Raw genomic sequence first — 25,169 nt, 5'->3', positions numbered from 1 at the left:
AGATGAAAAAACAATATATCCTCATAGCAACATTCCTTTTAGGAACGCTCCTCTCCTGCTCTAACGGCGAAAAAGCCGATGGTTACGGCAATTTTGAAGCCACTGAAATTATAGTTTCTTCCGAAGCAAATGGGAAATTGGAATTTCTAAATTTAGAAGAAGGCCAAATTATAGAAAAAGGAGCAGTCATTGCACTTGTCGATACACTTCAACTGTATTTGAACAAACAGCAAATGCTTGCTTCCAAAGAAACTGTAGCGTCAAAATCGGGTGGCGTATGGTCGCAAGTGAGTGTTTTGAACGAGCAATTGCAAACGGCCAAACTCGAACAACAGCGCATCCAAAAAATGTTTGCTGATAAAGCAGCAACACAACGTCAATTGGACGTAGCCAACAGTCAAGCGGATGTTTTGAAAAAACAAATTCAAAATGTGGAAAAACAGAACGCACCCATTGTAAACGAAGTAAAAGCCATTGAGGCAAAAGTGGCACAAATCAATGATCAAATTGCTAAAAGTAAAATCACAAACCCAATAACTGGAACGGTTTTAACGAAATTCGCTGAACCTGGAGAAATTGTTTCCTTCGGGAAACCACTTTATAAAATTGCCAATATGGACGAAATGACATTGCGGGTTTATTTAAGTGAAACCCAACTTGCAAACATTAAAATCGGACAGCAAATAACTGTAAAAATTGATTCTGGAGATGAAATGAAAGATTATGAAGGAAGCATAAGTTGGATTTCAGCTTCAGCAGAATTCACCCCGAAAATTATACAAACCAAAGAAGAACGCGTAAACCTTGTTTATGCAGTGAAAGTAAATGTAAAAAATGATGGTAGCCTAAAAATTGGAATGCCTGCAGAAATGTGGATTCAGTAGATTTGCGATGTATCGCGAATCTTAACTAATCTGCAAAGTACCCCCCTTTTCCGCGGGATTCCTTTTAAGTTTAAAAAAACGGTTTATTATTAAATGAACATAAAAGAAGAAATACTATTGACCAATGGAAGCAATTGAATTTATTTAATATGTCTCAGACTAAGTGCGGAGTACCGAATTCTATGAGAAATTGATCAAAATAAGCCCGAGTTTGAACGTTCCAGGAATGACGGAGTTCACCATTTCTGAAACGGTTAAACTCGGATTGATGCCAGAAAGCGGTATTGCGAAGATTATTTGTCCTGCAATGGCGCATCCTAAAATTGCCAACAACATCCCGCGGTGCGAGCTATATTTAAAAGTGCCGGACCCCGTCGAGTATTTGGAACGTGGCATCCAGTTGGGCGAAAAAAACATCAGTGGACTACAGGCACGCGATTGGGGCGATACTGTGGCATATCTAGCCGATTTGGATGGTCATGTAATCGCCTTTGCTCAAACGAATAAGTAATCAATGTTCAATTATCAATAAACTCCAAACCTTTTAAACTTATAAGCTTTTAAACTCTGAACTCAAAGTTATAAACTCTTAACCATTTAAACTTATAAATTTTTAAACACTCAAACCTTTAAACATTATGAAAAAAATAATCTTAACAGCAGCAATCCTTTCAGCATTATTAGTAAGCTGTAACGAGACAAAACAAAAGCACGGTGACGTCTTAGAAACCACAGGGGTAAGTAATGAAAACCACGATGCTTCGGATCCTCACAGTAATCATGAAGAGGTACTTTTACACGCGACTGACAACTCTTGGGTTGAAGAAATAAAACTGGACAGCGGTAAAAAATGGGATGCCAATTTTGAAACAACTGACGGAGTTGAAAAAATGATGGTTTTAGTAAAAACCAGTGAAACTAAAACTATTGAAAGCTATCACGCTTTAGCTTCAGACCTCAACGAAGTAAAAAACTATGTTGTAAAAGAATGTACTATGGACGGTCCATCGCACGACAACCTACACGTTTTTCTACATCCACTCATCGAGAAAATTGACGCTTTAGGAAAAGTAACATCTGAAGATACTGCTGCTGAAATTAAAGCAAGTATCCAAGAAAACCTTGAGGGTTATTACACTTATTTTCAATAACAAAATTTAAAGAACAATGGAAAAGCATCACTATAACGTCGATATAGAATGGCGCGAAGACCGAAAAGGAATCATGTGCTCGCCAGAATTAGCAGGAGGCAATGATGAATCTTCAAACTGTATTGAAATTGCCACACCGCCTGAATTCCCTAAGGGAATGCCCAATATTTGGTCGCCCGAACATCTTTTTACAGCTGCTGTTAGCAGCTGTTTGATGACCACATTTTTGGCTATTGCAGAAAACTCAAAATTGGAATTTTCAGGTTTCAGTTGCAAATCGAAAGGGGTTTTAGAAAGAGTGGATGGAAAATATTTAATGACGGAAGTAATTCTGGAACCAACAGTAACCATTAAAGACGAAAAAGACCGCGATCGTGCGGAACGAGTCGTTCAAAAATCGGAAGCTGCTTGTTTGATTTCAAATTCAATAAAATCAACGATAACGATGGAAATCTCTATCAAGGTTGAATCGTGACTGGTTTATTAAGATTCTAGAGAAATCGGAAAACATGTATTTATGACATGCGGATTTAAGAATATAAGTCTTAGTATCGTTTCATAAAACAGAGAAAAGAATGTTTTTAGTTTGGCGCCGGATTCACAGTTCGCCTGTTATCTAAAGACTAAAGCACCGTGGTTATTCAAGGCTGGATTTTTTTATAACTCCGTGCTTTAGTTCGGAGAATTTTAACCCCGTGCTTTAGCTCGGGGAAATAACGAAAATGATTATCGGCTTTAGCCAAATAACCGTCAACTACTTTCATAAAAAACTGATCAAAAGTAATTCAAAAATCATCAATCTTATCCACACCCTAGAGCACCGTGGTTATTCAAGGCTGGTTTTTTTATAACTCCGTGCTTTAGTTCGGGGAAATAACGAAAATGATTGTCGGCTTTAGCCAAATAACCGTCAATTACTTTCATAAAAAACTGATCAACAGTAATTCAAAAATCATCAACCGTCCACAAAATAACTTAATAAACAAGAAAAAATGGGCATCCGGCTTAGCAATATCAGTAAATCCTACAAAAAGGTTAAAGCAGTTCAGAACATTTCGTTCAATGTCCAACCTGGGGAATTATTTGGCCTAATTGGGCCAGATGGTGCAGGGAAAACTACCATCTTCAGGATACTAACCACGTTGTTATTTCCTGATGAGGGCAGTGCCTCCGTTGCGGGATTTGATGTTGTAAGGGATTATAAAGCCATCCGAAAGTCCGTGGGTTATATGCCTGGACGGTTTTCACTGTACCAAGATTTGACTGTGGAAGAAAATCTGACGTTTTTCGCCACTATTTTCGGAACCACAATTGAAGAAAATTACGATTTGATCGAAGATATTTACGTTCAGATCGAACCTTTCAAAGACCGACGCGCTGGAAAACTTTCAGGCGGAATGAAGCAAAAGCTTGCACTTTCCTGCGCCTTGATCCACAAACCGAAAGTTCTTTTTTTGGACGAGCCTACCACAGGTGTAGATCCAGTTTCACGAAAAGAATTTTGGGAAATGCTGAAAAGATTGCAGAAAAAAGAAATAACTATCTTGGTGTCCACTCCATATATGGACGAGGCTGCTTTATGCGACAGAATTGCTTTGATACAGGATGGCGAGATTTTGGAAATTGACGCGCCCGAAGCTATTGTAAAGAAATTCCCAAAAACCATTTACAATGTAGGGGCAAATAATATGTACAAATTGATTCAAACGCTTCAAAATTACGAGCATTTGTATAGCGTATTTCCGTTTGGAGAGTTTGTGCATTACACAGACAAAAGAGATTCTATTGAAACTGCCGATTTGAAGTTGTATTTAGAAAATGAAGGCTTAACAGACATTAGCATAGGAGTCACCCAACCTAATATTGAGGATGTTTTTATGGAATTAGCGAAGTAATGAAGAAGGAAAATGTTATAGTAGCCGAAGCATTAACAAAGGCATTTGGCGACTTCAAAGCTGTGAATGCAATCAGTTTTGAAGTCAAAAAAGGGGAGATTTTTGGCTTTTTAGGTGCGAATGGCGCTGGGAAAACAACAGCGATGAAAATGTTGATTGGAATTTCCAAACCCTCATCAGGAAACGCAAAGGTTGCTGGATTTGATGTCTATAACCAAACTGAATCCATCAAGAAAAATATTGGCTATATGAGCCAGAAATTCACGCTTTACGACGATTTAACGGTTAAAGAAAACATTACTTTTTTTGGAGGAATCTATGGTTTGTCCAGAGCAAAAATTAGAGAAAAGAGAGCGCAATTGGTTTCAGAATTGGGGTTAGAAGGCATTAGCAACAAATTGGTGGGCTCCTTGCCATTGGGCTGGAAACAAAAGTTATCGTTTTCGGTTTCACTTTTACACGAACCAAAGATTGTTTTCTTAGATGAACCCACGGGTGGCGTGGATCCAATTACCCGACGACAGTTTTGGGAAATGATATATAAAGCCGCAGACCAAGGCACCACAATTTTCGTAACCACGCACTATATGGACGAAGCCGAATATTGCGAACGAGTTTCCATAGTGGTCGAAGGAAGAATAGAAGCCTTGGACACCCCGAAAAAACTGAAAGAACAATTTAAAGTAGATTCGATGAACGATGTGTTTTTAAAATTGGCGAGAAATATAGAATAATAACCGAAAGACCTGTCAGGTTTTAAAAACCTGACAGGTCTATTGCTACCATAAAAATGAAACGATTTATAGGTTTTATAAAAAAGGAATTCTACCATATCTTTCGGGATAAGAGGTCGCTGTTTATATTATTCGGTATGCCCATTGCCCAAATATTGCTTTTCGGGTTTGCCATTACCAATGAAATCAATAATGTACAAATCACCATTTTAGACCATTCAAAAGATGCTACAACAGAAGAAATTATCAATAAAATTTCAGCTTCAAAATACTTCACAACAAATCAAATGATTGCCCGAGAAGCGGATATTGAAACTGCTTTCAAAAAAGGAAAAATAAAAGCCGCATTGAATTTTGAAAAAGATTTCAGCAGAAATTTAATTAGAGAACAAAAAGCAACCATTCAAATAATAACTGACGCTACCGACCCAAATACAGCAAATTCGATAACCAATTATATTAATGCGATACTTCAAAATTATCTGCAAGATAAAAACAAAGGAATTCAAATTGATTATCAAATAGTTCCACAAACGCGGATGGTTTATAACCCAGAACTTAAAAGTGTTTTTATGTTCGTTCCTGGCGTGATGACGATTATTTTGATGCTGGTTTCGGCAATGATGACTTCAATCTCCATTACCCGCGAAAAAGAATTGGGTACGATGGAAATTCTATTGGTTTCACCCTTAAAACCATTTCAAGTTATCATTGGGAAAGTGGTTCCTTATATTTTCTTGTCTGTTATCAACGCAGCAGTGATAGTACTTCTGAGCATTTTCATATTTAAAATGCCAGTTCAAGGCAGTCTGTTTTTATTAGGTGCGGAAAGTGTATTGTTTATCATCACTTCCTTGGCATTGGGAATTTTAATCTCAACCATTGCAGAAACACAACAAGCCGCGATGATGATTTCCTTGATGGGATTAATGCTTCCGGTTATATTATTGTCTGGCTTCATTTTTCCAATATCGAGTATGCCCGCGCCCTTGCAAATAATCAGTAGCATAATCCCAGCAAAATGGTTTATCATTATCATAAAAGGCATTATGCTAAAAGGAGTTGGAATGGCTTTTATCTGGAAGGAAACGTTGATTTTGATTGGAATGACAGTTTTATTTATTGGATTGAGTGTGAAAAAGTATAAAATACGCCTAGAATAATGAAGACGATTGGATTTATCATACAAAAGGAGTTTAAGCAAATCTTTAGAAATAAAGGGATGTTGCCTATCATATTCATCCTGCCCATTTTGCAGTTGGTCATACTTTCAAATGCGGCTACGTATGAAGTTAAAAACATAAAGTTTGCATACATAGATTACGACCACACCTCTTCATCCCGCGCCTTAGTTGAGAAGTTTAATGCCTCTACCTTTTTTAATGTTTTAACCGATTTTCCATCCCAAGAAATAGCCAGCTCTGCAATGCTATCTGGAGAAGTGGACGTGGTGCTTGAAATGCCCACTAATTTTGAACGAAATCTTCTAAAGGAAAAAACCGCCGAATTATCCATTACCATTAATGCTATTGATGGTGCCGCTGCCGGAGTGACAAGTGGTTATGTAAATCAAATTGTACAAAGTTTTAATAAAGATGTGAGAATGAGCATTATCGACACATCAAAAAAAATTGTTCAGCCCGTGACAATTGAGAGTATCCCATCCTTTTGGTACAACACTACTCTTGATTACAAAACCTTTATGGTACCTGGAATTTTAGTGTTATTGGTAACGATGATAACCCTATTTCTCTCGGGGATGAATATTGTTCGTGAAAAAGAAATAGGCACTTTAGAACAGATTAATGTAACGCCTATTCGCAAAAGTCAGTTTATCATCGGAAAGTTATTTCCGTTTTGGATAATTGGAATGGGTCTGTTGACCATTGGGCTGATACTAGCAAAAATTATTTTCAATACTCCCATGCTTGGCAGTTTACTGCTGCTATATGGCTACACTTCTATTTACATTTTAGTGATTTTGGGAATGGGGTTGTTGATTTCAAATTTCACCGATACCCAGCAACAAGCCATGTTCATTGCTTGGTTTTTTGTTGTGATTTTTATTTTAATGAGCGGCTTGTTCACGCCAATAGAAAGCATGCCAAAATGGGCGCAGATAGTTACTGAATTCAACCCTATAAAGTACTTTGTAGAAGTTGTACGAATGGTACTTCTGAAAGGTTCGGATATAACAAACATCCTTCCACAGCTGCTAAAAACCCTTTTATATGCTTTAATAATGAATGGTTTAGCCGTTTGGAGTTATAAAAAAGTAAGTTGATTCAAAAGTGCGTAAAACACTTGCAAATACAACCTATATTTTAACAATCTATTGTTAGTTATTAAAATGGAAAACGAAATCACACCAAACCTAAAAAGAGATAGAAAACAAGAAAAAATGGATCGTTACGATTCCCGTGGCGTACAAACCTTGTTCAGAACCCTTTCCCGAAACCACTATAACTTACTTAAGATGGTGGACAATAAAGCAAGGATTGTTCTTACTGTCAATTCCATTATAACCTCGTTATTATTGGGATTGTTATTCGTAATTCCCAAATCGCAAAAAGTCCCATTAGAAACTGGCACGCGCATATTAATTGTCTCTAGTATGCTGTCGATGATGTTTGCTTTGTTCAGTATGTTGCCTTATCGATATTTTGGGACTGCTTATAAAAAGAGCGGATATAGAGGGACATTGTATGCCGAAAATTTCGCAAAAATGTCACTCGACGAGTTCAAAGTAGAATTTGACCGAATAATGATGAAAGGACAAACCATCTATGATGAAATGATAGCTGATCTATATTTTCTGGGGAAAAGCATCGCTCGAAAACAGAAGCTTCTTTATATCGCGGTTATTATTTTTTTGATAGGCCTGGTATCGGCCATTAGCTATACCTTGGCAAATGGATTAGTGGAATTCGTTTAAATTGAACGCCTCCCAATTGAAAATGTAACAAAAATCTCTAATAAAAGCTTCAAAACTAATAAAACACTTTGAAAAAGAAGAATCAATTACTATATCGAATTCGAAGCGGGAACTTAAAAGTAACTAATTATCAGAACCGAACATACAACATTTCATCTTTAACCTAATCATTGGAGGATTAAGGACCTAAAAAAACCGCCTCAACTTCAAAATTGAGACGGTTTTCTAAATCTTAGGAGTAGAGCTTATTCTTTGTGCATAAAGGCCTGTTTGGCCAATAACTCTTCCTCAGTTTCCACATTGTCATCATCTGGGATGCAGCAGTCCACGGGACACACCGCAGCACATTGTGGCTCTTCGTGAAAGCCTTTACACTCCGTACATTTATCGGCGACAATGAAATATATTTCATCACTCACAGGCTCCTGTGCCTCATCGGCATCAACCTCCTTCCCATCTGGTAATACAACCTTTCCTTTTAAGTCGGTTCCATCGGCATAACGCCAATCATCGGCACCTTCGTAGATCGCAGTATTAGGGCATTCAGGTTCGCAGGCGCCACAGTTGATACATTCATCTGTTATAATAATTGCCATAGCTTATACTTTTTCTAACTTTGCGCAAAGTTAACCCCTCTTAAGGGCAACTCCAAAAATAAATATGGAATTAAAACAAAGAATTAACGCTTTAGTCAGTTTAGGGAAATTTCTCAATGAAATAGAGACTAATGCCATCCAAGATGAAATCGAATTTACCCTGAGAAAAGCTAAGGCTGAAAACGGATGGTTTACTATTGAAAACATCAAATTCGCACTACAGAATTGGGCAGATGCACTTTCGGAAGAAAATTTGAATAAGTGGACTTCAAAATACAATTTGCATAGTTTTTCTGAAACTTCGGTTAAAAACCCAAAAACAATTGCCATTATTATGGCAGGAAATGTCCCATTAGTCGGTTTTCACGACTTTCTTTCGGTTTTAATTACTGGAAATAAAGTATTGGCAAAACTCTCTTCGAACGACAAAACCTTACTTCCTTTTATTGCAAAAAAACTGGTTTTCATAGAACCAGAATTCAACAACTACATTGAATTCACCGAGGGCAGACTCGGCAACTTTGATGCTGTAATTGCAACCGGTAGCAACAATACCTCGCGTTATTTTGAATATTACTTTTCAAAGTACCCAAACATTATACGAAAAAACAGAAACTCAGTAGCAATACTCACAGGAAATGAAACTGAGGAAGATTTAAACCTCCTTGCCGATGATATTTTCCAATATTTTGGATTAGGATGTCGAAATGTTTCAAAATTATACGTTCCAGAAGGTTATGATTTCGAAAAGTTTTTTAAAGCTATTTATCGTTGGAAGGAAATTATTCATAACAACAAATACATCAATAATTACGACTACAACAAGGCCGTTTATTTAATGGATAGCTTTCCGCTTTTAGACAATGAATTCTTATTACTGAAAGAAGATTCAGGCTTCTCCTCTCCTATTGCTGTGCTTTTCTATGAAATATACACTTCACTTTCTGACTTAAAAAATACCTTGAAGACGCATGCTGAAAACCTACAATGTGTGGTTACGAACGAAACTATAGACAACGCCGTTCCTTTTGGAAAAACGCAAAGTCCCGAACTTTGGGATTATGCAGACGGAGTCGATTCTGTTGACTTTCTATTGAATCTGCCACGATAGTCGGTAAAACATAGTGAGTAGTTGGTTGGTATAAATTGACGGAAGAAAGACTAGAAAAACTTCCTAATTCAGTATTTAATTAAGCTCATAATACTGAACTTTGTAACACAAAACTTTCAACCGATGAAAAAACACAACTTTAGCGCTGGCCCTTGCATTTTACCGCAATCTGTTTTAAAACAAGCCTCTAACGCTGTTTTAAATTTCAACGATTTAAACCTTTCACTACTTGAAATTTCGCATCGTAGCAAGGATTTTGTTGAAGTTATGGAAACAGCACGAAGTCTGGCTTTGGAGCACCTTGGGCTTCAAAATAAAGGATATCACGCATTATTTCTTCAAGGGGGTGCGAGTATGCAGTTTTTGATGACGGCTTATAATCTACTGGAAAACAAAGCCGCTTATTTAAACACGGGAACTTGGAGCGATAAAGCAATTAAAGAAGCAAAGATGCTCGGTGAAGTTGTGGAAGTAGCGTCTTCAAAAAGTGATGGTTTTAATTTTATTCCAAAGAATTATACAATTCCTAAGGATATAGATTATTTTCATTGCACGAGCAACAACACTATTTATGGTACACAGATGGATGGATTCCCAACTACTGATGTCCCTCTTATTTGCGATATGAGCAGCGACATTTTTTCGCGACAGTTAGATTTTTCAAAGTTTAGTTTAATTTACGCTGGTGCACAGAAAAATATGGGTCCCGCGGGAGCTACTTTAGTTGTAGTTAAAGAAGATGTTTTAGGAAAAGTAACACGTAACATTCCTTCTATGCTAAATTATCGAGTAATGATAAACAAGGATAGTATGTTTAATACGCCTCCTGTTTTTGCTGTTTATGTCTCAATGCTGACGTTAAAATGGCTGAAAGAATTAGGCGGAATTTCAGAAATTGAGAAAGTGAATAAGCAAAAAGCAGCACTTCTATACACAGAAATTGATCGCAATCCTTTATTCAAAGGATATGTAGCATACAAAGAAGACCGCTCAATAATGAATGCCACTTTTAATATTGTAAACGAACAATTAAAAGAAACTTTTGATTCGCAAGTAAAAGCAGCAGGAATCAGCGGGATAAATGGGCATCGAAGTGTGGGCGGCTATCGAGCATCAATGTATAATGCCCTAACACTGGAAAGCGTTCAAGTGTTGGTTGATGTAATGCAAGAAGTTGAGAGAATAGGATGAGAACAACTTGTTGCAAGGTTTCTAAAACCTTAGGTTTTTTCCCAATCAACTTATATTGTAACACATACAATGTCAGAAAAGAGACCTTGCAAGATTTAAGAATGATTTTACTTTCTTATCAACCTTTGCACGGCTTCTTTACCTTCTGAAGAAATTTTGAGAAAATAAACCCCATTTTCAATAAAGGAAATATCTAGTGTTATCATGCTATTCTGCGGAAGTGATTTTTTGGAGAACAGCCTTTTTCCTACAATATCATACAGTGCAATAGTCGTTTCTGAAACTAATTCTGAAGATTGAATTGTTACAGTTCCTGAAGTTGGATTTGGAAACGTACTTAAGTTTTCAAATTTTAAATAATCGGTTGAAAGCGTCTCTGTACTTATGATAAAGGATGCAACGACAACACAATTTCCACTAAGACTTTCAACCCGTACATAAATAGTTTGAGGGTTTTGTATATTATTATAAATCGTTGGATTGAAAATAGCAAATTCTCCAAGAACAGCATTTGCTTGGGTTTCATAATATGTAACACTATACAGCTCAGGATTTAATCCTTCCAAAACTATTGCATCATTTACGGTAAGATCAAAAATTGCAATACCGTCGCCATCACTATCTGGAACAACTAGGTCGATTGGTTGTGTTATTGGAAGATTATCAACCACTTGCAATTCTAGTTCTACTACCGCATAATTTCCTTGGGTATCTTCCGCTCTAGCAAAAACCACTTCGATATAGATAACTTCGTTCATGTATGGGCTAACCAATGCATTTGTACCATTTTCAGCGTCCATAACTGTTTTATGATAGGTAAAATAATAAGAGGTGTTGCCCATAGCAATATCTGCATCTGCCAGATGTAAATTAAAAAAGGCAAAACCATCACCATCATCATCACATTCTATCAATGGATACGGATTGTTATTAACGATAAGCTGGGCGTGAGTAGAAATGCTAAAAAATAAAATTCCCACGAAAAGTATAAACTTTTTCATAATTCAAATTTTTGTGCAATATATGCAATATCAGGTAAATAATTTCAATGATAGTACGGTCGCAGTTAATTACTCTAAACATTACACCCTTCATATTTCTATATCTCCTTACCTTTGCGACTTCGCGCCTTTGCAAGATATATTAAGCACCTTATGTACAAAACAATCACTAGCCCTCACAATCCACTGATAAAGCAAATTGGTTTACTTCAAGATAAATCTCGCGAACGTAGAAAAACGGGACTTTTTTTTATTGAAGGGCTGCGCGAAATTTCACTCGCACTTAAGGGAGGCTATCAATTAAAAACACTCCTTTTTTGTCCTGAAATCATTTCCGAAGGAGAAGTAACTGAACTGGAAAAATCTATCAACTCCGAAACAGAATTCATCGAAATCACTTCCGAAATCTATGAAAAACTCGCCTACCGAAGTTCAACCGAAGGCGTTTTGGCGATAGCAAAAGTGAAAGACTTAACCATTTCCAACCTGAAATTTAAAACCAGAAACCCGTTACTCCTTGTCGCTGAATCTCCTGAAAAACCAGGAAATATTGGCGCTTTACTCCGTACAGCCGATGCTGCAAATGTAGATGCCGTAATCATTGCCAATCCAAAAACCGATATGTACAACCCCAACATCATTCGCAGCAGTGTGGGGTGTCTGTTTACCAATAAGGTCGTTACAGGAACCCCTTCAGAAATAATCTCATTTCTAAAAGAAAACAATATCAACATGTATTGCGCCGCTTTACAGGCTTCCGTTCCTTATCATACTTGCAATTTCAAAGAAAGTACCGCAATAGTCGTGGGCACCGAAGCAACTGGCCTTTCCGAAGAATGGTTAGAAAATAGCACGCAAAATATCATCATCCCAATGCAAGGTGAAATAGACAGCATGAACGTTTCCGTAGCTGCGGGAATCCTTATATTTGAAGCCAAACGTCAGCGGGATTTTCTTTAAAAAATATCGCAAATAACATATAAAACAAATTCTAAATTCCAAAACGCCACCTTTTGGAATTTGGTTCTTAAAATGTGGAATTTAATCTATGAAGCCCGAAACAGTTTTTTTCGTCATAATAACAATCTTAGTCGTCAGTTTTATAATTGATCAGGCTTTGGATTATCTCAATGCAAAACATTTTAACGATCCACTTCCAGCAGAATTGCAAGATGTTTTTGACCAAGATGAATACAAAAAATCACAACGTTATAAAAAAGAACGCTACAAATTTGGATTACTCAATTCAACAATCTCACTCGTTGCCACCCTCCTATTTTTCTTACTAGACGGATTCGCTTTTGTAGACGGTTTGGCTCGATCGGTTTCAGATAATGAAATCATCGTCGCACTGGTTTTCTTCGGAATAATAATGATTGCGAGTGACATAATAAGCACTCCTTTCAGTTATTACAGCACTTTTGTAATTGAAGAAAAATACGGTTTCAATAAAACAACAAGAACAACTTTTTTTCTCGACAAACTAAAAGGTTGGCTCATGGGTGCCATACTCGGCGGAATTATTTTAGGTGCTATTATTTGGTTTTATCAAAGTACAGGCAACAATTTCTGGCTCTATGCCTGGGGGCTCGTAACGGCTTTCACCGTTTTAATGAATCTATTCTACGCTGGATTTATTGTCCCATTATTTAACAAGCAAACACCCTTAGAGGAAGGTGCGTTGCGTACACAAATTGAAAAGTACGCTTCTAAAGTTGGTTTTACTCTCGATAAAATATTCGTAATCGACGGAAGTAAACGAAGCACTAAAGCCAATGCCTATTTTTCTGGATTTGGAAGTGAAAAGCGTGTAACCCTTTACGACACCTTGATAAACGATTTAGACGAAGATGAAATAGTCGCCGTTCTAGCGCACGAAGTTGGTCATTATAAAAAGAAGCACATTATCATTAACCTCATCGCTGCCATTATTACAACTGGTTTCACGCTATGGTTGCTTTCTCTATTTATAGGAAATCCGTTACTTTCTGAAGCTTTAAACGTTTCGCAACCTTCTTTTCATATTGGGTTGATAGCTTTCGGGGTACTTTACAGCCCAATTTCAGGAATTACAGGCTTATTCATGAACCATCTAAGCCGGAAGTTTGAATACCAAGCAGATGACTACGCCAAAAACACCTTCGCAGGAAAACCTTTGATCAGCGGACTTAAAAAACTATCTAAAAACAGTTTAAGCAACCTTACCCCTCACCCGCTATACGTTTTTGCACATTACTCCCATCCTACTTTATTACAGCGATTTAGGAATTTGGAAAAATAAAAATTTCTAGAAGCAAAGACCAAAAAAGTTTTCGAAACTTTTGGGGTATGGTTGCCGTTTCGATTTAATTATTGCTTTGAAAAGACAATAAATTAGATTGTTTTTAAGGCTAACTAAACTATAATCAAGTATTGCGACAATTACGTTTATTTATAGCTTCCATTTACTTGATTCAACTCTAATTTAATACCGTTTTATTGAAACAACGTAGGGGGTAAAAAATCCAAAATCCAACTTGCCCGAAAATAGGTAAATAAACTCGTAAATACTATCTTTGCGCTCCTTTAAGATTTCACTATTATGAATATTTCGTACAACTGGCTAAAACAATTTATCAACCTTCCTTGGAATCCTGAAAAAACGGGGGAACTACTAACAGATTTAGGTTTGGAAGTTGAAGGAATAGAAGATTTTTCTTCTGTAAAAGGAGGTCTAAATGGTATTGTTGTAGGGCACGTTATTGAAAGCGAACAGCACAGCAATGCAGATCGTTTAAAAGTTACAAAAGTTGATGTGGGCGATGGAAAACTTCTTCAGATTGTCTGTGGTGCTCCAAATGTTGCCAAAGGTCAGAAAGTACCGGTAGCCACAGTTGGGACAACTCTTTATGATGCAGAAGGCAAATCTTGGGAAATTAAAAAAGGTAAAATTCGTGGTGAGGTAAGCGAAGGAATGATTTGTTCAGAAGACGAACTCGGTCTCGGAAAATCTCACGACGGCATTATGGTTTTAGATTCAAAACACAAACCAGGCACGCTAGTGGCTGAAATTTTCGAGGTTGAAAACGACAAAATATTCGAAATAGGCCTAACGCCAAATCGCTCAGATGCAATGAGCCATTGGGGTGTAGCACGCGACTTAAAAGCAGGTCTTCTGCAACACGGAATTTCTACCAAAATAAATACACCTTCCTCAAGTAGGTTTAGGGTCGATAACCGCTTACTAAGGGTAGATATTAATGTAGAAAATCCAGCCTTAGCCCCTCGCTATTGCGGAATTACCATAAGTGATGTAAAAGTAGAAGCCTCTCCTAGTTGGCTTCAAAATAGGTTAAAATCTATCGGACTTTCACCTATTAACAACATTGTAGATGCCACAAATTATGTACTTCACGAACTTGGGCAACCCTTACATGTTTTTGATGTTGAAAAAATTACTGGCAATTCTGTCACCGTAAAAACGCTACAAAATGGAACGAAATTTACAACACTAGATGGCGTTGAAAGGGAACTAAGCGATGAAGATTTAATGATTTGCGATGCTGAAAAACCAATGTGCATTGCGGGAGTTTTTGGCGGTTTACATAGTGGCGTAACCGAGAGCACCACAAATATTTTCATTGAAAGTGCTTATTTTGATCCTGTAAGCATTAGAAAAACTGCCAAGCGTCACGGTCTTAGTACCGATGCCTCATTCCGTTTTGAAAGAGGTGTAGATCCTAACATTGCCGATTATGCACTTCGAAGAGCAGTAATTCTTATTCTAGAAATTGCTGGCGGACAAGTTACAAGTGATTTAATAGACCTATATCCTAAAAAAATTGAAGACCATCAGGTTTTTCTAAATTTTGAAAAAGCAAACAAGCTTATAGGTGAAGAAATCTCGAAGGAAACAATACAGGAAATTCTTACGTCCCTTGAGATGAAAATCAACAATCTCACCGAAACGGGCATAGGAATGAGTATCCCTCCTTACCGAAACGACGTAATCCGAGATGTAGACGTTATTGAGGAAATTCTACGGGTTTATGGGTATAACAACGTAAAATTTACCGAAAAACTCAATGCTTCCGTTGCACCAGTCTTAACGGGCGAAGATTATTCTGTTCAAAATAAAATCGCCTCTCAGCTAACATCGCTTGGATTTTTCGAAATGTTAAACAACTCATTAACATCTCCAAAATACAGCGGTTTAAGCGAATCGATTTTAGAGAAATTCAACATTGCAATGTTGAATCCATTGAGCAATGATCTTTCCGTGTTGCGGCAATCGATGTTGTTTTCGGGATTGGAAACCATTGAATACAACAGCAATCGAAAAAACAGTAACCTTCGTTTATTCGAATTTGGAAAAACATATCACGGCTTTCCTGGTGGAAGAATAGAGAAAAAACATCTTTCTCTTTTTCTAACAGGAATGAGGAACGACGGAAATTGGGCTGCCCCAAATACGAAAAGTGACTTTTTCTTCGGAAAAGGTACAATTGAAGCCATCTTAGAGCGATTAGGATTGCAAGACTTTACAGAAGAAGGCACTGAAAATGATATTTTTTCTGAAGGAATTGCTTTTAAAAGAAACAAAGAAACAATCGTAGAATTTGGAATTATAAAGAAAGCAATAGCCAAAAAATTAGATATCGATGCCGAGGTATTTTATGCAGATTTTGATTGGGATGCGGTGCTAAACCAAATTTCAACTAAGAACTTCAACCTTAAACCCATTGCTAAATTTCCAGGATCCGAGCGTGATTTTGCTCTCTTGCTAGACGATTCCGTAAGATTTCAAGATTTGAAAAAAGTAGCATTAAGCACCGAGAAAAAGTTGCTTAAAGCAGTTTCTTTATTCGATGTTTATACAGGAAAAAATCTTCCAGAAGGCAAAAAGAGCTACGCCATCAACTTTACTTTTCAAGACGAGTATAAAACGCTTACCGACAAGCAAGTTGACAAAATAATGAGCAAGTTAAAACAAAGGTTTGAAACTGATTTCGGGGCTACTTTGAGATAATTTATTTAAAACGCTCTCATAAAATCTTCAGCGAAAACAGTTTTCAATCTTGTAATAAGTTCTGTTGCATTTTCTTTACTAAAAACAACAGGAGGTTTTATTTTCATAACATTGTGGTCTGGCCCATCTATGCTCATCAAAATTCCTAACTGTTTCATTCTGTTAGACAAATAGGATGTGTGCATTGGCAATGGTTCTTTGTTTGAATTAGTCAATTCAAATCCTAGGAATAAGCCTTCTCCCCTAACATCTGCAATTATCGGGAATTCTTTTTGAAGGATTTTCAATTCTGACTTTAAAAATCCGCCTACTTCCAAAGCGTTGTGCTGAAGGTTTTCCTCGTCAATTACTTTTAGAACAGCTTTACCAATAGCACACGAAACAGGATTGCCTCCAAAAGTGTTGAAGTATTCCATTCCTGTGTTGAATTTAGCTGCGACTTCTGCCGTACACGCTACTATTGCAAGTGGATGGCCATTCCCTGCTGGCTTACCCATTGTAACTATATCGGGCAAGACATCGTAAAGTTCAAACGCCCAAAAGGTTTTTCCCATACGGCCGAAACCTGTCTGCACTTCATCTGCAATACAGATTCCCCCAGCACGCTGAACGTGTTTATAAACTTCTTTAAAGTAGTTCGAAGGCGGCACAATTTGTCCACCACAACTCACCATACTTTCCCCAATAAACCCAGCAATTCCTTTCCCTTGAGCCTCTAATTTTTCGATAATTTCTTTGGCGTATTTGGAATAATCGAGTCCGCAATTTTCGCCCGTATATTTCCCTCTAAAAGAATCAGGCAGCGGAAGAATATGAGTCGTTCTTGGGCCGCCACTTCCACCGTAACCATCAAATTTGTATGAACTAACATCCATAACAGCATTGGTATTCCCGTGATAACCGACTTCAATTGCAATAAAATCCTCGTTGCCAGTAACTGTCTTAGCCATCCTGAGTGCCAGTTCGTTCGCTTCACTGCCTGAGTTTACAATATGGATTACAGATAAATGAGGAGGAAGTTTTTCCAACAAAGCTTTGGAATATGCCACAATTTCTTCGTGTAAATAGCGTGTATTTGTATTCAGAACCGCCATTTGTCGCTGCCCTGCCGCCACTACCTTGGGATGTTGATGCCCAACGTGGTTTACGTTATTAACAGTGTCTAGATATTTCCTTCCTTCTATATCAATCAAATAAACGCCTTCGCCTCGAACAATATGAAGCGGTTTATCATACGAAAGACTTAATCCTTTTCCAAGATGTTCTTTTCGGAAATCAATTAAGTCCGTTTCCGAAGGTTTTTCTTCTTTAGTATCCAATTCTTCTGTAAATATAAGATTCGGGTTTGGGCAGATACTTTTCCAAATCTCTATTTCATAAGGAAGTGCAACGCCATTAAAATTTTCGTTATTACCCAATAAATCCAAAATTATTTGAAAATGAAGATGCGGAGCCCAATTGCCATTTTCACTTGAAGTGCCGATATAACCTATAAGTTCACCTTGTTTAACAGATTGCCCTACATTTAAAATATCAAGAGAGCTTAATGATAGGTGACCATACAACGTGTAAAAACAGGTGCCTTCAAACTGATGCTCTAAAATCAACATTGGGCCGTAATCCTTGTCATAATTATTATGGTGGATAATTTTTACCGTTGCATCAAATGGTGCGTGAACAGGCGTTTGGGAGGGAAGCCAAAAATCGGTTCCTAAATGAACTGTCCTGTATTGTGGCCCATTGTTGCCTTCGCTTTTAAAGGCTTTGGTAGTGTAAAATGGTCGAACTTCTAAATAGCCATTTAAAAGAATTGCTTGAGGGTTGTTTTCTCGAGATTGACTTAATTTAAATTCAGACAACGCGGTATCGCTATATTCTGAAAGATTCCCCAACAAGGTACTTCCCACACTCATATCTAGATTAATGACTGAATCAAAATGAATTGTTGGAAATACTGTTTTTAAGGAAATTTGATTGTTTTCTGCCCAAAGTTTAAAAGCTAATTCCTGTGGATGTGCTGTAAATCCGCAAGCTTTACGGAAAGAATAGTGTGCGAAATTTTCGTTTACATGAAACCATTTTTTAAGCAAGTCCCACGCGGGTTTTTCGCTGATTACGAAATATTCATCATTCGGGAATTCTTCTTTTTTTAGAGAAGCACTTACTACTGTGGTCACTAATCGCATTCCGACTAAAACATAAAGACAGGCTAATTCATTTTCTGAAAATTTATATTGCTTATTGTAGGCAGAAACCACATCGAGTGCTGCCGAAAGTGGCTCGGGCAAATTCATAGTTGCATACGCCAAAGCAATAGCCAAATCGTTGATGGTTTGTGTATAAACAGCATCGCCAAAATCAATTATGCCACTAACTGAAGGGTTTGAGATGTCTTCGGAAACGAGAATGTTGTAATCGTTCAAATCATTGTGAACCACACTTTTTGGAAGTGTTTTATACGTGTGTTCAACCTCAGAAAACCTTTGCTGGAAATACGAAATCATTTTCTTCTCCTCACCAGAAAATCTATTTAAATATCGTTTTGTCCAATCGGCATTAGCCAAATCCCAATCCAATCTACGATGTGCCGCAGGATGCTCAAAATCTTGTAAAGCCGTGGTTAAAGTTCCTGCAACCTTTCCTAAATTATTGCGTAAAACATCGGTCTTAGGGTTTACAGTAGCCCATAGTCTTCCTGGAATCCAACTTAATAAACGAGCAGTTTTATTTCTTGAAATAGCTGCAAGTGCATTTCCATTCTTGTCTAAAACAGTTCGTGCAATTAGACATGGCAGCTTCATTCCAGAAAGATGTTGCAACAACCGAACCTGAAAATCTAAGTTCTCTTTAGCTGCTTCATTCGATATTTTAAGAAGAAACTTTTCTCCTGAATCTGTTTCAAGTAGAAAATTTTCATCTGCATAACTATTGAGCGTAGTAGATTTAGCTTTTAAATTGAAATATTCAAGAGCGATTTGAGAGGCTATTTTAGAAGAGGTTTTTGACATAATCTTGAGAAATGATTGAGTATCAAAATTAGTCAAAATATGAATTAACGGTTGTTCAAGTGTAGATAAATATTAGGCTTTCGTATAAAATAACAAGTAGAAAACAACAGGTTGCGATTACCTAAATTGGGTAATTATCGTTTTAAGGTAAAGTGACCTTTATAAACGCTGCCATCCATAAAAATTGCCCTAAACCAGTAATCGGAAGAAGGAAGTTTTTCGCCGTTATAGGTGCCATCCCAGCCTATTCCTTCTAAATCAAGTGAGTGAAGAAATTTTCCAAAACGGTCGAAAATAAGTACCTGTTTTAATTGCATATTGTTGCCGTTTAGCCCCCTTAACTGCCAAAAATCGTGATAACCATCATTATTTGGAGTAAAGAAATTTGGATACCCTACAACACTAACAGGGATTGTAACCGATTGGCAGCCATCAACTTCTCTTACAGTCAATAAATATCTTCCTAATTCTAAATTTTCAAAAACATTGCTTTCTTGAAATGGACCATCATTTAAAGCGTAAAGATAATCTCCCGTTCCCGAAACTGAAACAGTTAGGGTTTGGTTTCCATATTCACCTTGAAGAGTATACGATACTTGTAATGGTTCAGAATCTACTACCGTTATAGTTCGGGTACTTGTGCACGTATAAGTTTCACCATCAATCGTTCTAAAGCGAGTAACGGTTACTGTATAAGTCCCAGCTTCATTTACTTCAATTTGGGGTTCGGTGCTACCTGTAGACCAAAGGAATTCAGTATCGGTAATTGTTCCGATAAGCCCTGATGAAAGTGTTATTTCTGCAGGAAATTTGTTTACACAATACGTAAAAGTGTCGGGGCTTTCAAATTCAGGTGTATTAATTACCCTTAAATTTACTTCGGCTGTTCCCAAACATCCTTCATTTCCTGAAATTCTTGCAAAAATAGTTTGAATCCCTGCTTGTGTATTTACAAATGGAACTGAAAGTTGATTTCGTTGCGCAATAGCATCAGCGTAAGAACGATAATATTTTACATTTGAATTACTTCCGAAAAGTGCTATTAATTCTGAAGAAACTTCTGACAAATTGAAGGTGGCATACCCTGGAGTTCCTTCATTTGAACAAGCCACTAGTTGAAATGGCGATACGGTATTGGTCGTTACTTTTAAGGTTACTTCGGCAACCCCAACACATCCATAATCTGAAACAACACGTGCGAACACTACTTCATCTGGTTGTGTATTTGTGTAGCTCCTAGGGTTAGGAATTGGGTCGAAATTGGCTTCAGCATTTGCAAAGCTTCTATGAAAAGAATACACCCGAAGCAATGGATTGCCATCGATAACTGCCGCTTCAGCATTGAACAGATTGAAAGTAGCGCGACCATTATTAACAAAATCGCATTGGTACAAATCGGTATTCTGGGCGGCAACAGGTCCATCAAATTCAATTAAAACCTCATCTATTGCAATACAATTGTTTCCGAAGTCTATTTCTACTTTATATACTCCTTCGGTTGTAACAGTAAGTTCTGCAGAGGTTTCGCCTGTAAGTAAAACATCATTTCTAAACCATTTATACCCAACAGGATTGTTTCCTACGGGAGTTGCGTCTAAAATGTAGATTTCATCTTCGCACAACGGATTATTGGTTACAAAACTTCGGTCAGGACCTAAATTTGCTGCAATGTTAAAACTCCCACCTTCCAAGAAAACAGCGGAATCGTACCTGTGATTCCCTTCGTCTGCAATAACAAGTTTTATGTGATACGCTTGGTCAATTGTAACAGGAGATTCAGCTATTAAAACCTTTGTTTGACCGTTAAAATTTATAGGCGCATTTGGACCGTTCCAACCTTCAAAATAGGTTTCGTTTATTGGAGGGCAAGAACCAGGAATACCAGAATGCACGGTCGTTACCTGAACCGGCGTGTTGGTACCGGGAACTAAAGCAATATTATTATAACTTCCACCGACTGGTTTAATTAAAAAAGCAAAGGCATCGGAATAACGGCACGTATTGGGGTCGCCTTGTTGATATTCTTCGGAAGCAAAAATATAACGAAACCGAATGTTGTCGGCATTGGGCACAAAATCAAATTCGATAATTGTGGCATTGGTAGTATTGTGAATACCAAGTGCGGCTTCTAAATCGGGGTCTCCAATCCATCCTGGGGCATCATCGTCACTTAGGGTAGTATTTGGTCCAGGTACATTCGCAAGTTTACCGGTAGAAAGAACGACACCTTTTTCAAATGGAAAATCACTTCCGTTTGCATTAAAGTATCCATAACTTTTATCTGAATCCTGAAAACCTCCTCCTACCGCATTGGTAATTTGAACATTATCAATACAGCCACTATCTATTAAAATACTTTCAACAAGTTGTTGTGGGGTGTAGGTATTGGCATCAACCGTAATGTTCTGGGATTGAACAAATGAAACCCAAAAAAGCACAGAAAATAAAACGCAAGTTTTGAAAAGATGATTAACCATAACGTACTTAGAGCGTGCAAAAATAACCTAACCGAATGGTTTTTCGGCAAACTTGAACGTTAATCAAATTGTAATATTTCTAGCGTGCGGAATTAGAGTGCTTTCAGAAAAATACTGATTTTTTCTACTTGATATTTGGAAAAACCAAACCATCAATAATATGAAAAAACCCATTTTTATGAGTGAAATTCGTTGCAGTAATAGCAGCGCGTCGACCTTCCATATCTATTAAATAAAGTTGGCCACCTTCTTCAATAACCTTTAATTTTTCACCTAAAAGTGTAGCTAAGTAAAACTGATCTTTGTGTTTTTTCGCTTCTGTTTCAAGTCCGTGTTTGTCTATACGTCCTGGAACAATAAGGTATTTAACAACCGAATTCATCATTTGTTTATTTGCCAAAAGCGCGTTTTTTTCTTTTTTGCTGTATTCAGAAAATGCGGCGTCACTAAAAGCAAAAACAGTAACCATCTCATTGTTTTCAATAGATTTGGCCAATGAGTTATCTTTTAAAATTGCAGATAGAATTGTGAATTCTTGCGCTCCACCAATGTTCTCAGTAAATGTTTTGGTAGAAGTAAATGTATTTTCATTCCATTCCTCTGAGATCTCAGGCATCTCTTTTGATAGGTACTTTTGAGCGGAAACTAGGTTGCCACAAACGACAATAAAAAGTAGTAGCGAAATATTCTTTAGCATCATAGGGATTTTTTATAGGTCGTAAATATAATAATTAAGTATTAATAATTGACATAACGTTTCGCACATCTTCAAAGTATCAAGAAACATCTTTTTATTTAATCAAAACCTTCAAGGCTGTGGTGTTTTTAAAAAATATTATAGCATCATAGCGCAAAGAAGCAAGGGTAGGAACAAATTGCCTTCTGTCGGATTCTGGATTGTACACCACGCCTACCGCCCTATTTCCCATAACTTTTAGGTTCTTTTCTTTTCTATCCTCTTCATCAAAAATAATATACAGTGATTTATGACCAATTTTATTCAATTTTGATTCCAAACTTTTGGAGATAGCTTTTGGTATTTTCATTTCCTGCATCGCACTTCCCCAACTGCGGGCAGCCATAACCTTTCCTTTATAGGTAGTAAAGCCTATTAAAAACACATTTTCACTACCCAAACTTTCACGGCTTAGTTGCCCAATATTTTTTTCTCCAAAATTCCGCATATTGGTATACGAAGCATCGCCAATGTGGGTATTATGAGCCCAAACAATTCCTTTTGAATCCCTGCCATAGAGTGAAAGTAAATCCCCTACCGTTTCTTGCATATGAAACACTCTGGAATTCCACGAGGCAGATTCTTTAGATGCTATACTCTCCCTATAAAATTCCTCTGCATTGTGAAAGACGATTGCATTTTGAAGCAAATAAAAATAAGTATCATCAGACAAGTCGCTTAGCAAATTTCGATTATTTCTAATGTAATCGACAACATTTTTCGTGGCAGTAGCGCAATCCTTTTTCCCAGCCTTTACTGCGCGTGCATATTGCCAACTATCTCCTTTATACGGATGAAAGCAATCGTATTCAGCTTTTACAAAATCGTAGCTGGCTTTATCCGTGCTTTCCAGCAGCTCCAAAACCATCTTTTTAGAATTCCATTCATCATATACATCCATGCCATAAAAACCAATTTTCTCGTTCTGAGGCAAATTGTCATTATACTTTCGAAGCCATTCTGCCAGTGCTACTATTTCTTCATTAGCCCACATCCAAGTTGGCCAACGATCAAGTTTTAGCAATACTTCTCTCGCAGAGTTTTCGGCTCCTTCCATATTCTTAACATACTGGTTAAGGCGGTATAGACTTGCAAAATCTCCTTCCAGAGCAATAAAGCTGAAGTTATGTTTTTCAATTAATTGGCGGCTTATTTTGTCGCGCCAGAGGTAATATTCGTGCGTACCGTGACTGGCTTCGCCTAGCATTACAAGCTTTTTGTTTCCAGCCGCTTTAATGAGTGTATCCAAGCTAGATTCATCATTAAGAGGAATAGCTTTGGATTTGAAATCTTGAGCATTAGACAAAACCATAGTAAAAGCCATTAATAACATTATAAACAACTTCATAATTGATTATTTCAAGGTAATACAATATAGCCATTAAGATTGACACCCAAAAGCAGAACACACAGCATGTAATCTTTAAAGCCTTAGTAGCGATTAATTAGGAGAACAACGATAGTTTTTATAAAATTTATCGATGTAAAGTCAATAGCGTCCTAAACGTTTTTACTAATCTCTGCAAAACACCTTATTTTATTAATATTTTTGGAGGTTTAATGTTTTAAGGGGTTGAAAATTAAATGTCAAATCGGCCTATCGGAAATTTATCGTAAAATTTGAAATGAGAGCAGCGTTAAAAATTTTAGGCTGTTTGAGCATTATAAATTTTTATATTTAGCAAGAAATATCAAAGCGAGTTCCTAAAATTTAGCTGCCGAATGATAAATTTAGATAAAGTTTCGTCAGCCTAGACTTTTTTGTTTCTTTTTTGGGCGATGCAAAAAAGAAAAGAGGTCGAAAAAAATTAAAAAACTTTTCAAATGGACAACAAAATTTATTTAGGACAGGATTGATGTAAAGTCTAAAATAAGTTAGTACCTTAGTAACTGTATCAATAAAACAAAATAATTATGTCTGAAAGCAAAGAAGAAACAGTTCGCATTTACACTGGCCCTGTTTTAATGGCCGAAGCACTCGTAGTAAGATTGGAAGAAATTGGCATTGTTCCAATTGTACGGGACGATCAAAAAAATGCAGTAATGTTTGGCTCTGGAAGCAACTATTCTGGTCAGATTCGGGTTTTTGTTAGAGCAGATGAAGTTGCCAAAGCCAAGCCCATCGCCGATGTTTTTATTGCAGAAACTGAAGAATAAAAAACGATGTCGGAAATTAAAAGAATATACACAGGTCCATCTTTGGTTGCTATGGGTTTAATTGCGCGATTAAATGAAATAGGAATAAGTCCTGTACAGAAAGATGACCATGAAAGTGCAACTAGAGCAGGATTTGCTGCAGATATTAACAACCAAATGAGAATCTATATTCGGGAGGATGAAATGGCAAAAGCACAGCCAATCATTGATGAATTTTTTATAGAAATTGGAGAAGAAATAAATAACCAGAAGTAATTAAAATTCACTAAAAAACAAATGTGGTGT

The 25,169-nt window shown here is 37.1% G+C and carries 22 protein-coding genes; 16 read left to right on the top strand and 6 right to left on the bottom strand.

Going from position 1 to position 25,169, the window contains the following annotated elements; all coding sequences use genetic code 11:
* Positions 1 to 2 precede the first annotated feature (2 nt).
* From BLW28_RS00455 to BLW28_RS00415, 9 genes are all read left to right on the top strand, one after another.
* Positions 3 to 884 carry an HlyD family secretion protein gene (locus BLW28_RS00455; RefSeq protein ID WP_073216140.1) on the top strand — a complete coding sequence of 294 codons (882 nt, stop codon included), beginning with the start codon at positions 3 to 5 and terminating at the stop codon, positions 882 to 884.
* 226 nt (positions 885 to 1,110) lie between these two features.
* Positions 1,111 to 1,395, top strand: coding sequence for a VOC family protein (locus BLW28_RS00450; RefSeq protein WP_200791517.1), 285 nt, complete (start codon positions 1,111 to 1,113; stop codon positions 1,393 to 1,395).
* 127 nt (positions 1,396 to 1,522) lie between these two features.
* On the top strand, positions 1,523 to 2,035 hold the full coding sequence (locus BLW28_RS00445) for a hypothetical protein (RefSeq protein ID WP_073216137.1): 513 nt from the start codon (positions 1,523 to 1,525) through the stop codon (positions 2,033 to 2,035).
* 16 nt (positions 2,036 to 2,051) lie between these two features.
* Entirely contained in the window at positions 2,052 to 2,510 is a 459-nt protein-coding gene (locus BLW28_RS00440) for an OsmC family protein (protein WP_073216134.1), read from the top strand.
* Positions 2,511 to 3,027: 517 nt separating this feature from the next.
* On the top strand, positions 3,028 to 3,930 hold the full coding sequence (locus BLW28_RS00435) for an ABC transporter ATP-binding protein (RefSeq protein ID WP_073216131.1): 903 nt from the start codon (positions 3,028 to 3,030) through the stop codon (positions 3,928 to 3,930).
* On the top strand, positions 3,930 to 4,664 hold the full coding sequence (locus BLW28_RS00430) for an ABC transporter ATP-binding protein (RefSeq protein WP_073216128.1): 735 nt from the start codon (positions 3,930 to 3,932) through the stop codon (positions 4,662 to 4,664). Before BLW28_RS00435 ends, BLW28_RS00430 begins: the two co-directional genes overlap by 1 nt.
* Positions 4,665 to 4,720: 56 nt before the next feature.
* Entirely contained in the window at positions 4,721 to 5,827 is a 1,107-nt protein-coding gene (locus tag BLW28_RS00425) for an ABC transporter permease (protein ID WP_073216125.1), read from the top strand.
* Complete coding sequence (locus BLW28_RS00420) at positions 5,827 to 6,948, top strand: ABC transporter permease (protein ID WP_073216123.1); 1,122 nt, start codon at positions 5,827 to 5,829, stop codon at positions 6,946 to 6,948. The genes BLW28_RS00425 and BLW28_RS00420 overlap by 1 nt, the downstream gene beginning before the upstream one ends.
* 66 nt (positions 6,949 to 7,014) lie before the next feature.
* Positions 7,015 to 7,599, top strand: a complete 585-nt coding sequence (locus tag BLW28_RS00415) for a Pycsar system effector family protein (RefSeq protein ID WP_073216120.1) — start codon at positions 7,015 to 7,017, stop codon at positions 7,597 to 7,599.
* 245 nt (positions 7,600 to 7,844) lie between these two features.
* On the opposite strand, the gene BLW28_RS00410 is transcribed toward BLW28_RS00415, so the two are convergent.
* On the bottom strand, positions 7,845 to 8,195 hold the full coding sequence (locus BLW28_RS00410) for a 4Fe-4S binding protein (RefSeq protein WP_073216117.1): 351 nt from the start codon (positions 8,193 to 8,195) through the stop codon (positions 7,845 to 7,847).
* A gap of 64 nt (positions 8,196 to 8,259) precedes the next feature.
* Here BLW28_RS00410 and BLW28_RS00405 point away from each other — a divergent pair, with 64 nt between their 5' ends.
* Together BLW28_RS00405 and serC are read left to right on the top strand one after the other, a co-directional pair.
* On the top strand, positions 8,260 to 9,306 hold the full coding sequence (locus BLW28_RS00405) for an acyl-CoA reductase (RefSeq protein ID WP_073216114.1): 1,047 nt from the start codon (positions 8,260 to 8,262) through the stop codon (positions 9,304 to 9,306).
* A 123-nt stretch (positions 9,307 to 9,429) separates the two neighbouring features.
* Entirely contained in the window at positions 9,430 to 10,497 is a 1,068-nt protein-coding gene (serC, locus tag BLW28_RS00400) for a 3-phosphoserine/phosphohydroxythreonine transaminase (protein ID WP_073216112.1), read from the top strand.
* Positions 10,498 to 10,604: 107 nt separating this feature from the next.
* On the opposite strand, the gene BLW28_RS00395 is transcribed toward serC, so the two are convergent.
* Entirely contained in the window at positions 10,605 to 11,498 is an 894-nt protein-coding gene (locus tag BLW28_RS00395; protein WP_073216109.1) for a T9SS type A sorting domain-containing protein, read from the bottom strand.
* 153 nt (positions 11,499 to 11,651) lie between these two features.
* On the opposite strand from BLW28_RS00395, the gene BLW28_RS00390 reads away from it, so the two are divergent.
* The 3 genes from BLW28_RS00390 to pheT all read left to right on the top strand — a co-directional run bounded on the left by BLW28_RS00390 (position 11,652) and on the right by pheT (position 16,506).
* Entirely contained in the window at positions 11,652 to 12,458 is an 807-nt protein-coding gene (locus tag BLW28_RS00390) for a TrmH family RNA methyltransferase (RefSeq protein WP_073216106.1), read from the top strand.
* An 88-nt stretch (positions 12,459 to 12,546) separates the two neighbouring features.
* Entirely contained in the window at positions 12,547 to 13,779 is a 1,233-nt protein-coding gene (locus BLW28_RS00385) for a M48 family metallopeptidase (RefSeq protein WP_073216103.1), read from the top strand.
* A gap of 300 nt (positions 13,780 to 14,079) precedes the next feature.
* Positions 14,080 to 16,506: a phenylalanine--tRNA ligase subunit beta gene (pheT, locus tag BLW28_RS00380; protein WP_073216101.1), complete on the top strand. Its 2,427-nt coding sequence runs from the start codon at positions 14,080 to 14,082 to the stop codon at positions 16,504 to 16,506.
* Positions 16,507 to 16,511: 5 nt separating this feature from the next.
* On the opposite strand, the gene BLW28_RS00375 is transcribed toward pheT, so the two are convergent.
* The 4 genes from BLW28_RS00375 to BLW28_RS00360 form a co-directional block, all read right to left on the bottom strand.
* Complete coding sequence (locus BLW28_RS00375; RefSeq protein WP_073216098.1) at positions 16,512 to 19,514, bottom strand: aminotransferase class III-fold pyridoxal phosphate-dependent enzyme; 3,003 nt, start codon at positions 19,512 to 19,514, stop codon at positions 16,512 to 16,514.
* Positions 19,515 to 19,648: 134 nt separating this feature from the next.
* On the bottom strand, positions 19,649 to 21,991 hold the full coding sequence (locus BLW28_RS00370; protein ID WP_073216095.1) for a T9SS type B sorting domain-containing protein: 2,343 nt from the start codon (positions 21,989 to 21,991) through the stop codon (positions 19,649 to 19,651).
* Positions 21,992 to 22,115: 124 nt separating this feature from the next.
* A complete protein-coding gene (locus BLW28_RS00365; protein ID WP_083540678.1) occupies positions 22,116 to 22,691 on the bottom strand; it encodes a fasciclin domain-containing protein in 576 nt (191 codons plus the stop codon).
* A gap of 91 nt (positions 22,692 to 22,782) precedes the next feature.
* Complete coding sequence (locus BLW28_RS00360) at positions 22,783 to 24,075, bottom strand: erythromycin esterase family protein (protein WP_083540677.1); 1,293 nt, start codon at positions 24,073 to 24,075, stop codon at positions 22,783 to 22,785.
* Positions 24,076 to 24,641: 566 nt separating this feature from the next.
* Here BLW28_RS00360 and BLW28_RS00355 point away from each other — a divergent pair.
* Together BLW28_RS00355 and BLW28_RS00350 are read left to right on the top strand one after the other, a co-directional pair.
* Complete coding sequence (locus BLW28_RS00355; RefSeq protein ID WP_073220234.1) at positions 24,642 to 24,884, top strand: putative signal transducing protein; 243 nt, start codon at positions 24,642 to 24,644, stop codon at positions 24,882 to 24,884.
* A gap of 6 nt (positions 24,885 to 24,890) precedes the next feature.
* Positions 24,891 to 25,139 carry a putative signal transducing protein gene (locus tag BLW28_RS00350; RefSeq protein ID WP_073220236.1) on the top strand — a complete coding sequence of 83 codons (249 nt, stop codon included), beginning with the start codon at positions 24,891 to 24,893 and terminating at the stop codon, positions 25,137 to 25,139.
* The last annotated feature ends 30 nt before the right edge of the window (positions 25,140 to 25,169 follow it).

Source organism: Aequorivita viscosa, from assembly GCF_900106795.1.
Lineage (GTDB): Bacteria > Bacteroidota > Bacteroidia > Flavobacteriales > Flavobacteriaceae > Aequorivita > Aequorivita viscosa.
Note: the sequence above shows the minus strand (reverse complement) of the source record. Positions and strands in the feature narration are given on the sequence as shown.